This window comes from Kitasatospora sp. NPDC001261, from assembly GCF_042896795.1.
Classification (GTDB): Bacteria; Actinomycetota; Actinomycetes; order Streptomycetales; family Streptomycetaceae; genus Kitasatospora.
Genome location: NZ_JBIAXP010000004.1, coordinates 160,481 through 170,725 on the forward strand (window position 1 = coordinate 160,481; position 10,245 = coordinate 170,725).

The 10,245-nt window shown below is 73.0% G+C and carries 9 protein-coding genes; 2 read left to right on the top strand and 7 right to left on the bottom strand.

Going from position 1 to position 10,245, the window contains the following annotated elements; genetic code table 11:
* Positions 1-13 precede the first annotated feature (13 nt).
* The 3 genes from ACFY4B_RS07610 to abc-f form a co-directional block, all read right to left on the bottom strand.
* A complete protein-coding gene (locus ACFY4B_RS07610; protein WP_387966803.1) occupies positions 14-577 on the bottom strand; it encodes a CGNR zinc finger domain-containing protein in 564 nt (187 codons plus the stop codon).
* Positions 574-2,265, bottom strand: coding sequence for an ABC-F family ATP-binding cassette domain-containing protein (locus ACFY4B_RS07615; protein ID WP_387966949.1), 1,692 nt, complete (start codon positions 2,263-2,265; stop codon positions 574-576). Before ACFY4B_RS07615 ends, ACFY4B_RS07610 begins: the two co-directional genes overlap by 4 nt.
* An 85-nt stretch (positions 2,266-2,350) precedes the next feature.
* On the bottom strand, positions 2,351-3,985 hold the full coding sequence (gene abc-f, locus ACFY4B_RS07620) for a ribosomal protection-like ABC-F family protein (RefSeq protein WP_049649298.1): 1,635 nt from the start codon (positions 3,983-3,985) through the stop codon (positions 2,351-2,353).
* A 656-nt stretch (positions 3,986-4,641) separates the two neighbouring features.
* On the opposite strand from abc-f, the gene ACFY4B_RS07625 reads away from it, so the two are divergent.
* Positions 4,642-6,258 carry a DUF6351 family protein gene (locus ACFY4B_RS07625; protein WP_387966804.1) on the top strand — a complete coding sequence of 539 codons (1,617 nt, stop codon included), beginning with the start codon at positions 4,642-4,644 and terminating at the stop codon, positions 6,256-6,258.
* Between the two features lie 159 nt (positions 6,259-6,417).
* Here the strand turns inward: ACFY4B_RS07625 and ACFY4B_RS07630 are convergent, their stop codons facing one another.
* The gene (locus tag ACFY4B_RS07630; protein WP_049649284.1) at positions 6,418-6,846 is read right to left on the bottom strand and encodes a hypothetical protein; all 429 of its coding nucleotides are present in this window, start codon (positions 6,844-6,846) and stop codon (positions 6,418-6,420) included.
* Between the two features lie 142 nt (positions 6,847-6,988).
* A complete protein-coding gene (locus ACFY4B_RS07635) occupies positions 6,989-7,345 on the bottom strand; it encodes a hypothetical protein (protein WP_387966805.1) in 357 nt (118 codons plus the stop codon).
* Between the two features lie 251 nt (positions 7,346-7,596).
* Here ACFY4B_RS07635 and ACFY4B_RS07640 point away from each other — a divergent pair, with 251 nt between their 5' ends.
* Positions 7,597-7,791 carry a hypothetical protein gene (locus tag ACFY4B_RS07640; RefSeq protein ID WP_049649282.1) on the top strand — a complete coding sequence of 65 codons (195 nt, stop codon included), beginning with the start codon at positions 7,597-7,599 and terminating at the stop codon, positions 7,789-7,791.
* A gap of 117 nt (positions 7,792-7,908) precedes the next feature.
* On the opposite strand, the gene ACFY4B_RS07645 is transcribed toward ACFY4B_RS07640, so the two are convergent.
* Both ACFY4B_RS07645 and ACFY4B_RS07650 read right to left on the bottom strand, forming a co-directional pair.
* Complete coding sequence (locus tag ACFY4B_RS07645) at positions 7,909-8,850, bottom strand: ATP-binding cassette domain-containing protein (protein WP_387966806.1); 942 nt, start codon at positions 8,848-8,850, stop codon at positions 7,909-7,911.
* 87 nt (positions 8,851-8,937) lie between these two features.
* Positions 8,938-10,191 (bottom strand): cytochrome P450, encoded by a 1,254-nt coding sequence (locus tag ACFY4B_RS07650; protein ID WP_049649278.1) that lies wholly within the window; start codon positions 10,189-10,191, stop codon positions 8,938-8,940.
* Between the last annotated feature and the right edge of the window lie 54 nt (positions 10,192-10,245).

Sequence of the window (10,245 nt, forward strand, 5' to 3'; positions counted from 1 at the left end):
GGTTCGGAGGGGGCTATCGGGCGGTCGTGGCGGACGGGGTCTTCTTCCGGGCGCGGTAGGCGGCGGCCTTGATCTTGTTGCCGCAGGAGTCCATGCCGCACCACTGGCGGCGCATGCCCCGGGAGCGGTCGATGTAGACCCGGGTGCACTCCGGGTTGCCGCACTCCTTCAGCAGGGGGACGTCCGGGCCGCTGAGGAGCTCGACCGCCTGGCGCGCGACGGTTGCCAGCGCCTGCTCGGGGGTCGCCTCGTTGTGCCGTCCGGTCAGGGTGAGCTGCGGTGTCACGGGCGGTTTGCGCGCGGCGCCGTTGAGTACGGCGAGTGCCTCGCGGTCGAAGGGCTCGCCGAGGCGGCGGTTGGTGATCAGCCGGTAGACGGCCTCGCGGACGGTGGTCGCCTCGTGGACGTCCTGGTCGTCACCGGGAGTGATCGTGTCCACCAGGCCGCAGTCCAGGTACCAGGCGTTCAGGCGCTCCGGCGTCACGAACATCTCGAACCGGACCGTGCGCCGTGCACGGAGCGTAGCGGCGAAGTCCAGGGCGGGGTGCCCGCAGACGAAGACATGGTCAAGGTTCACATCACCATGCTGGCAGGTGACTGTGTCGGGGGGCAATGACGGGTGGCGCCCGCCGGATCGAGCCGCAGCTCGCGGCCCTGCCAGCGTCGGCGCAGCCAGCGGTCGTGGCTCGCGAGGACGATCGCGCCGGGACCGGTGCCGAAGGCCTCCTCCAGTTCGTCGCAGAGGCGCGGGGAGAGGTGGTTGGTGGGTTCGTCGAGCAGCAGCAGCCGGGGCGGTTCGGCCACCAGGAGCGCCAGTGCGAGCCGTCGGCGCTGCCCGACGGACAGCCGGCCGACGGGCTTGTCCAGGTCCGCCGCGTGCAGCAGGCCGAGCGATCCCAGCGGCACCCGCTCGGCGCGCGCCGCGCCCAGCGCCTGCTCGTAGGTGTCGCGGACGGTGCGGTCGGGCCGGTCGAACTCGGTGTCCTGGGTGAGCAGTCCGACCGTCAGTCCGGGGTGCCGGTGCACCGTGCCCTCGGCCGTGAGGTGGCCGGCGAGTACGGCGAGCAGCGTCGACTTGCCCGTCCCGTTGTCGCCCGTGACCAGCAGACGGTCGTCCGGGGCGACGTCCAGGCCGTCCAGTACGAGTCGGCCGGGCACCCGGAGGTCCCGGAGCGACACCAGGGGCCGGAGGCCCTCGCCGGTGTCGGACGGCGTGTGGGCGTCCGCCGCCAGGGATTCGACGGCGAACCGCAGCGGGCGCGGCGGCTCGGGGACCTGCGCGCGCTCCAGCTCCTCCAGTCGGCGGGCGGCGTTGCGCACCCGTCGGGAGACCTGGTTCTGCACCCGGCCCGCCCGGTGGCCGTAGCCCATCTTCTCGTTGTCGCGCGGCCCCCGGTCCGGTGCGACCAGGTGCGCGGTCACGCCGGCCGCGTGGCGCAGCTGCGCCAACTCCTGCTGCTCCTCGGCGAATCGCCGCTCCCAGCGGTCCCGCTCGGCGCGCCGCTCGCCCAGGTAGGCGCTGTAGTTGCCGCCGTAGCGGACCGGTCCGTCCACCGCCGGGTCGAGGTCGATCAGGTGGGTGCAGACGGCGTCGAGGAACGCCCGGTCATGGGCGGCGACGACCACGGTGCCGGGTAGTGCGCGGACCTGCTCCTCCAGGAAGGCGGCGGCGCCGTCGTCGAGGTGGTTGGTCGGCTCGTCCAGCAGCAGCGCGGACGGCCGTCGGACCAGCAGCGCCGCGAGGGCCAGCCGGCCGCGCTGCCCGCCGGACAGCGAGCCGAGCGTGCGGTCGTGCCCGAGCGGGCCGAGGCCCAGCCCGTCGAGGACCAGGGCGGCACGGCGGTCGGCGTCCCAGGACTCCCGGTACCGGGCCTGTTCCAGCCGCCTGCCGTAGGCGTCCAGGAGTTCCGGGTGACCGGGGTCGGACTCCGGGAGCCGGGCGATCTCCGCGCCGAGCCGGTCCAGTTCCACCAGGTCCTCGCGGGCCTCGCGCAGCGCGTCGTCCAGGACGGCGGCGACGGTCGCGGCGGGGTCGAAGGGCATCTCCTGGTGCAGGAAGCCGAGGTCATCGGGGCGGGAGACGCTTCCCGCGTCGGGTTCGTCCACGCCGGCGAGCACCCGCAGCAGGGTGGACTTGCCGGCGCCGTTCTCCCCGATCAGGCCGATCCGGTGGCCGGGGGCGGCGGTCAGGCCGACGCCGTCGAGGACGCGACGACCGCCGAGGACGCGGACGAGGTCATGGGCGAGCAGGGCGTTCTGGGACAGGGGGAACATGGGAAACCTTCCGACGTGAGGGGGTGGGCCCGCCCGGGCACCGAGCCTCGGGCGGGCCGCGGCACACGGCGTCGGGTCACACTGCGGGCGCCCCCGTCTCCCGCAGCGTGCCGTCGGCCAGCCGGAGCCAGCGGTTCACCCCGATCTCGGCGAGGAAGCGCTCGTCGTGACTGACCACCAGGAAGGCGCCCTGGTACGAGTTCAGCGCGCTCTCCAACTGCCCGGCGCTGACCAGGTCGAGGTTGTTGGTCGGCTCGTCGAGCAGCAGCAGCTGCGGGGCCGGCTCCGCGCACAGCACGCAGGCCAGGGTGGCGCGCAGCCGCTCGCCGCCGGAGAGCACCCCGACCGGCAGATGGGCGCGGGCGCCGCGGAACAGGAAGCGGGCGAGCAGGTTCATCCGCTCCGTCTCGGGCCGCTCGGGGGCGAACGCGGCGAAGTTCTCCGCCACGGTGCGGTCGAGGTCCAGCAGGTCCAGGCGCTGCGAGAGGTAGGCGATCCGCCCGTCGTTGCGCTTGATCTCCCCGCTGTCCGGGGTGAGTTCGCCGGTGACCAGGCGCAGCAGGGTGCTCTTGCCCGCGCCGTTGGGCCCGGTCAGCGCGATGCGCTCGGGGCCGCGGACGCTCAGGTCGACGCCGCCGTCGGCGAACACCGGGCGGCCGGCGTGGTGGACCTGCAGGCCCTCGCCGAGGAAGAGGTTGCGCCCGGCGGGCACCTGGGTGTCGGGCAGCTCCAGTGAGAGCCGCTGCTCCTCGCGCAGGGCGCGCCCGGCCTCGTCCAGCCGGGCCTTGGCCTCGCCGACCCGGGCCGCGTGCATCTGGCCGGCCCGGCCCGCGGACTCCTGGGCGCCGCGCTTCATGTTCCCGGCGAAGATGCGGGGCAGGCCGGCGCTCTTGAGGTTGCGGGCGGCGTTGCTCTGACGGCGCTCGGCGCGTTCGCGGGCCTGCTGCATCTCCCGCTTCTCCCGCTTCAGCTCCTGCTCGGCGTTGCGGACGTTCTTCTCGGCGACCTCCTGCTCGGCCCGGACGGCCTCCTCGTACGCGGTGAAGTCGCCCCCGTAGAAGCGCAGTTCGCCGTTGCCGAGCTCGGCGATGTGCTGCATCCGGTCGAGCAGAGCGCGGTCGTGGCTGACCAGCAGCAGGCAGCCGTTGAATTCCCCCAGCACGTCGTAGAGCTTGTGCCGGGCCTCCGCGTCGAGGTTGTTGGTCGGCTCGTCGAGCAGCAGCACGTCGGGGCGCTTGAGCAGCTGGGCGGCGAGGCCGAGGGAGACGATCTGGCCGCCGCTGAGCGTGCTCAGGCCGCGGTCCAGGGTGAGGTCGGTCAGGCCGAGGCGGTCGAGCTGGGCGCGGGTGCGCTCCTCGATGTCCCAGTCGTCGCCGATGGTGGTGAAGTGCCGCTCGTCGACGTCCCCGGACTCCACGGCGTCGATGGCCCGGATGACCGCGGCGACGTCGAGCACCTCGGCGACGGTGAGGTCGGAGGTCAGGGGCAGGCTCTGGCGGAGGTAGCCGAGCCGCCCGGTGACCGACACCGAGCCGGTGGCGGGCTTGAGATCGCCGGCGATCAGCTTGAGCAGGGTGCTCTTGCCGGCGCCGTTGGGGGCGACCAGGCCCGTCCGGCCCGCGGGCACGGTGAAGGACAGGTCCTGGAAGACCGGGGTGTCGTCGGGCCAGGCGAAGGAGAGGTTCGAGCAGACGACGGCGGCGTTGGACACGTTGGACACGGGGATGACCTCGAAGGGATGAGGGCAGGAAGGTAGACCTCTGCCCTGGGCAGACGTGCGGAGAAGGGGTACGACGAAACGGACCACCTCGGCGGCGCTCCTGAAGCACCGGCCGGTGGCCGTCAGATCCGGATCTCACCCGGAGATGTCGTCGTCACCCGCCACGTCTGCCACTCCTCGATCACACGACTACAGGTCGCTGCGACTGTAGCAGGCACCGCCGACAGCCGGCAGCGGATAAGTGCGCGCCCAGCGGGCGGCGGCCGGCAACTGCCCTCTGCCACGGCTCCTTTCGCTCCGGCTCCCGCGCCGGCCGGTGCCGCTGGGGCCCCTTCGCCGTCTCGTTGACAGGCCGGGCGCGACCGTGCCAGCATCGTCACCGGCTGAACCGGTGACGGACATGAGAACAGCCTGACCCGGCGTACCTGCGAGAGCCACCCGTACGCACCGGCTGCTTGAGCCGAACCTGGGCTGAGAACCGCCACTTGCGGCGACTGCCCGAGGGGCGTCGGCCCGCGGCTGTCACCGGTCGGATCGTCACCATCTCGACCGGAAACACCTTGTCCTTTGACCAGCCCTGCCCGGCCGCCCCGCACACGCTCCTTCGCGGCCGGGCGCATGCCCACCTTTTTCCTGGACGGATACCCATGAAGAGATTCCTGATCGTGCTCGCGACCGGCGCGGCACTGGCCGCGGTGCACCTGCCGGCGGCAGTGGCGGAGACCCCGTACGGCTCCCTGCCCGCGCCGTCCGGCTGTTCGGCGCCGGCCGTGTCGGCCCCCGCCGGTACGGCGGTGGAGTCCGTGACGGCGGCCCGCCGGGAGGGCGGGACCATCGACGGAACCGGGGTGGTGGGCGGCACGGTCACCGGTGTCCCCGCCTTCTGCGAGGTGACCGTCACCCTGACCCACCCGGGCGACAACGACCATGCGAGGGTGCGGACCTGGCTGCCAATCAGCGGCTGGAACGGCCGCTTCCAGGCGCTCGGCGGAAGCGCCTTCGCCGCCGGGGACAATGGCGTCGGGATGGGTACCGCGGTCAAGAACGGCTACGCCGCGACCACCACCGACGGCGGGCTCGCCGATGCCGTGGACGCCGGCTGGGCGCTGAACGCGAAGGGCGAGGTCGACACCGCGCTGCTGAACAACCTCGCGTCCCGCTCCCAGCACGAGGCGGCGATCGTCGGCAAGCAGGTGGTCGCCACGCACTTCGGCAGTCCGGCCTCCTACTCCTACTTCAACGGGTGCTCCACCGGCGGGCGCCAGGGTTACATGGAGGCCCAGCGCTACCCCGACGACTTCGACGGCATCCTCGCCAACGCGCCCGCCGTCGGCTGGGACGAGTTCGAAGTCGCCACCCTGTGGCCGCAGGTGGTCATGAACAACGAGAGGACCTACCCGTCCGCCTGCGCGTTCAAGGCCTTCACGGACGCCGCCGTCGCGGCCTGCGACCCGCTCGACGGCGCCGAGGACAAGCTGGTCAACGACGCGTCGCGGTGCGACTTCGACCCGCGCCGGCTGATCGGCACCACGGTGGTCTGCGACGGGAAGGAGCTGACCATCACGGCCGCCGACGCCGCCGTCGTCCGCAAGATCTGGGACGGTCCGCGCACCGCCACGGGCCGCAGGCTCTGGTCCGGCGTCCCGGTCGGTGCCGACCTGGCGGGGCTGGCCGGCACCACCGCGCCCGACGCGGACGGCCAGGTGCGGGGCGCGCCGTTCCCGGTGCCCCGGCTCTGGGTCACGAACTGGCTGAAGAAGCAGCCCTCGTTCGACGTCTCGACGATCACCTACGACCAGTTCACCCGGTTGTTCGAGCAGTCGCGGACCGAGTACGGCCGGATCATCGGCACCGACGACCCCGACCTGTCCGCCTTCCGCGACGCCGGCGGCAAACTCCTGACCTGGCACGGCCAGGCCGACCAGTTCATCCCCGCCCAGGGCACCGTCGACTACCGCCGGCAGGTCGAGCGGACGATGGGCGGCGGCAAGCGGGTCGACGACTTCTACCGCCTCTTCCTCGCCCCGGGCACGGCCCACTGCGGCCTCAACAAGGGCGGCGGCACGACCGACGACCTCGCCGCCCTGACGGCCTGGGTCGAGCAGGGCAAGGCGCCGCGGACGCTGCCCGCCACGCTGCTCGACGCCACCGGGCGGAGCGTCGACCGCGACCTGTGCCGCTACCCCGAGGTGTCCCGCTACCGGGGCCACGGCGATCTGGCCGCCGCCTCCAGCTTCCGTTGCGTCCTCCCCTCCCGGCACTGATCCCCTCCGGTGCCGGTTCCCTCCGGTGCCGCCCCGGCCCGCGCCCGACGGCGCGGGCCGGGCCTTCGTGCGTCGCGCGAGGGGCGGGCGGGGGACGGCGAAGGGGCCGACAGCGGGTGCTGTCGGCCCCTTCGGGAGTGGATCAGTCCGTGCGATGGATCACCGGACCCGCAGCGGCCCCGCGAAGGACTTGCGCAGGGCCGGCGGAGCGGCGACGGGAAGCAGCGCGGCGAGCATCCTGCCCTTGAGGGTGCTCGGCTGCCGCGTCAGCTGGACGTCGACCCGGGTTCCGTCGCCCTCGGGGGTCATCCGGAAGACCCAACCGCCGCCCGGGCCGAAGAGCTTGGAGTCGAGGGTGGTGACGGTGACGGTGCGGCCGCCCGGCTCCCACTCGTAGCGGGCGCGCTCCCAGGCGGCGGCGGTTCCCTCGGTGACCTCGGCCCAGGTGTCGCCGAGCGCGTGGACCTCGAAGTGTTCGGCGTCGATCGTCGGCCAGGCCTCGGCGCGGGAGGGGCCGAAGTCGGTCAGCACCGCCAGGACGTCCTCCGTGCCGAGCGTGGAGACGAGATGGAAGCGTACGACTGCCATGGTGGGTGTCCTCATCGGTAAGTAACTGCTCCAGCCGGTGACGACAGGTTTCCACCCGCTTGCGTCACCTGTCAAAGGGGTGACGAAATGAGGACATGCGTGGGCGCGGCGCCCGAGGGGGAGGGCGCCGCGCCGGGAGGTGTTACGCCTGGAGGACCCGGTAGCTCAGGGCGGTCCGCGGGAGGTTGGCCTGGGCCAGCGTTCCGCTGAGCCACCCGGGACCGTTGCAGTCGGCCTCGGCGTACAGCGCCAGCGTGGCGCCCCCGTTGGCGATCTGCACCGAGCGGGCGCCGGGCCACAGGGTGTGGCAGGTGCCGAGGTCGGTGAGGTCGACGGTGGTGGCGAACCCCTGCCCGTAGGTGGAGGAGTAGAGGCGCGCGCCCGGCTGCAGGGGCGGCCAGCCCGCGGCGCCGGCCGTCCCGGCGCCGAGGCCGACCAGGGCCGCGGCCAGGGCGGCGGTGACGGCTGCGCCGCGGAGTTTCGTCTCGGATGTGAACATGCGATCCGCCTTCTCGGGTGGGAGGGAACTGCCGGATCGGCCGGTGGCTCGCCGGGCGGTTCCGGCTCGAGGGAAGATCATTGCATCTTCAACAAAGCGCCGCGAGGGCAGAATCGGCCAAGCGCGCGCAGGCGGGAGCGATGGGCGCGTTCTCGTCACCGCCTTGACAGGTGACGGTGCGGAATGCACCCTGAAAGCCGCCTCCGGCGCCGAGAAGGCGCCGCCCGCGATCGCCGATGAGGAGAGTGGCCATGGCCGAGCGGCCCGCAGTCGATCCCGCCGCCGAAGCGCGGCACGCACGCTACGGAACCCTTCCCGAGCGCATCCGCTTCGAGGACATGACCGAGGAGGCGGCAACCGGCCCGGGCGGCGCCGCGAACACGGCCCACGACCCCGAGCGCTCCTGGACCTTCTACAACTGCCTGGCCGTCGACCTGGCCCCGTAGCTCCGCAGCCCCGACATCCCGCAGGCGGACGTGTGGACCGACCACACCCACCGTGGCGGTGATCAGCGAGATCCACCGGGGGGTGCCCGAGGCGGAGTAGTGCCCGAGGCGGGGTGGTCAGGGGGCGGGGTGGCCGGTGAGGTGGGCGAAGACGTCGTCGAGGGTGGGGCGGCGCATGGTGAAGTCGGCGACGGGGATGTCGGCGCGGCGCAGGACGGCGGCGACGGTGGCGATGTCGTTGAGGCCGTCGTCGAGGGGGATGGAGAGCCGGCCCTTCTGGGTGTCGACGGTGGGTTCGGCGGTGAGGGCGGGGCGGAGGGCGGCGAGGGCCGGGGTGACGTCGGCGGGGGAGGCGACGGTCAGCTCCAGCCATTCGCTGCCGACCTTGCGCTTCAGTTCGTCGGGGGTGCCGTCGGCGATGACGCGGCCGGAGTCGACGACCACGATCTGGTCGGCCAGGTAGTCGGCCTCCTCCAGGTACTGGGTGGTGAGGAGCACCGTGGTGCCGCCGTCGACGAGTTCGCGGACCTGGCCCCAGAGTTCCATCCGGCTCACCGGGTCGAGGCCGGTGGTGGGTTCGTCGAGGAAGAGCACCGGGGGTGCGGTGATCAGGCAGCTGGCGAGGTCGAGGCGGCGGCGCATGCCGCCGGAGTAGGCGCGGGCGGGGCGGTGGGCGGCGTCCGCGAGGCGGAAGCGCTCCAGGAGTTCGTCGGCCCGGCGGCGGGCCTCGCGGCGGCCGAGGTGGAGCAGGGTGCCGAGCAGGACGAGGTTCTCGCGGCCGGTCAGGACCTCGTCCACGGCGGTGTACTGGCCGGCCAGTCCGATCCGGCGCCGGACCTCGTGCGGTTGGCGGACGACGTCGTAGCCGGCCACCTCGGCGTGGCCGCCGTCCGGGGTGGTGAGGGTGGTGAGGATCTGCACGGTGGTCGTCTTGCCGGCGCCGTTCGGTCCGAGCAGGCCGAGGACGGTGCCGGTCCGGACGCCGAGGTGGATGTCGGCGATCGCCACGACGTCCCGGTGGCGCTTGTGCAGGCCCTCGGCGCGGATGGCCATGTCCATGTGGGGCTCCCGGTCGGTGGCGAGGAGGGGCAAGGGAGGAGGGGTGGGGAGGAAGGGGCAAGGGAGGAAGGAGAGGGGGAGGGAGGGTCAGGCGGTGAGGCGGACGGGGAGGCTGCTGTAGCCGTGGACGAAGTTGGAGTAGAGCCGGACCGGTTCGCCGAGCAGCTCGATCCCGCCGACGGTGCCGCGCAGGGCGGCGAGCATCGCCTCGACGTGGGTCCGGCCGAGGAAGGCGCCCAGGCAGAAGTGCGGGCCGTAGCCGAAGGCGACGTGCTTGTTCGGGGTGCGGGCCAGGTCGAAGCGGTTCGGCTGGTCGAAGACCTCCTCGTCGAAGTTGGCCGAGCTGTTCCAGAGCGTCACGACGTCGCCGGCCCGGATCGTCCGGTCGCCGAGTTCGACGTCGGTCAGGGCGCGCCGGCCGAAGTGCATGGCCGGGGTGGTCCAGCGCATGACCTCCTCCACGGCCGGCTCCAGCCCGACCGAGCCGTCCTTCAGCGCCCGCCACTGCTCGGGGTGCCGGGAGAGGGCGATGAGCGCGCCGATGGAGGACATCCGGCTGGACTCGTCGCCGCCGAGGATCAGGCTGTAGCAGTTGAAGACGACCTCCTCCTGGCTGAGCGGCTCGCCGTCGACGGTGCCGGTCGCCAGGGCGCTGATCACGTCGTCGCCGGGGTGCTTGCGCCGCTTGGCGGCGAGGTCGGAGAAGTAGAGCAGGATCTCGTTGCGGGCCAGCCACTCCTCGGTCGCGGTGTGCTCGGCGCTGGTGCGGGAGAGGGTCTGGGTGTTCCAGTGGACGAGGCGCTCGCGGTCCTCGACCGGGACGCCCATCAGGTCGCCGATGGTGTTGATCGGGATGTGGTCGGCGAGGTCGGTGACGAAGTCGAAGGAGCCGCGGGCCAGGCCCTCCTGGAGCAGCGCGGCGGTCCGCTCGTGCACGCCGGCCACCACCGGGGCCAGCACCCGGGGCGAGAAGGACCGGAGCATCAGGTTGCGGATCTCCCGGTGCCGCGGCCCGTCGGTGACGGCGAGCATCCGGCGGGAGGCGGAGTCCTCGCCCTGCAGCAGGGTGGCGAGCACGTTGCCGCGTTCGGAGGTGAACCGCTTGTTGTCGCGGTAGACGGCGAGCACGTCGGCGTGGCGGGAGACCGCCCAGAACGGCGGGCCCTGGTCGGTCGCCGGGTGCAGGTGGACGGGCTGTTCGGCGCGGAACCGGGCCCACATCGCGCGGACGTCGAGGTCGAGGTAGGTGTGCGGGTCGGTGAGGTCGATCGTGGCGAGGTCGACGGTGGCCAGGTCGACGGGCGGGGAGGCTCCGTCGACCGTCGGGGGCTGGAGGGGCATGGTCGGCCGTTTCTGTGACGGGGGCGGGTCAGGAGGACGGCGCCGGGACGGCGG

Coding starts and splice junctions, on each gene's coding strand:
- ACFY4B_RS07625 (WP_387966804.1), top strand. CDS start 4,642: ATGAAGAGATTCCTGATCGTGCTCGCGACCGGCGCGGCACTGGCCGCG.
- ACFY4B_RS07630 (WP_049649284.1), bottom strand. CDS start 6,846: ATGGCAGTCGTACGCTTCCATCTCGTCTCCACGCTCGGCACGGAGGAC.
- ACFY4B_RS07635 (WP_387966805.1), bottom strand. CDS start 7,345: ATGTTCACATCCGAGACGAAACTCCGCGGCGCAGCCGTCACCGCCGCC.
- ACFY4B_RS07640 (WP_049649282.1), top strand. CDS start 7,597: ATGGCCGAGCGGCCCGCAGTCGATCCCGCCGCCGAAGCGCGGCACGCA.
- ACFY4B_RS07645 (WP_387966806.1), bottom strand. CDS start 8,850: ATGGACATGGCCATCCGCGCCGAGGGCCTGCACAAGCGCCACCGGGAC.
- ACFY4B_RS07650 (WP_049649278.1), bottom strand. CDS start 10,191: ATGCCCCTCCAGCCCCCGACGGTCGACGGAGCCTCCCCGCCCGTCGAC.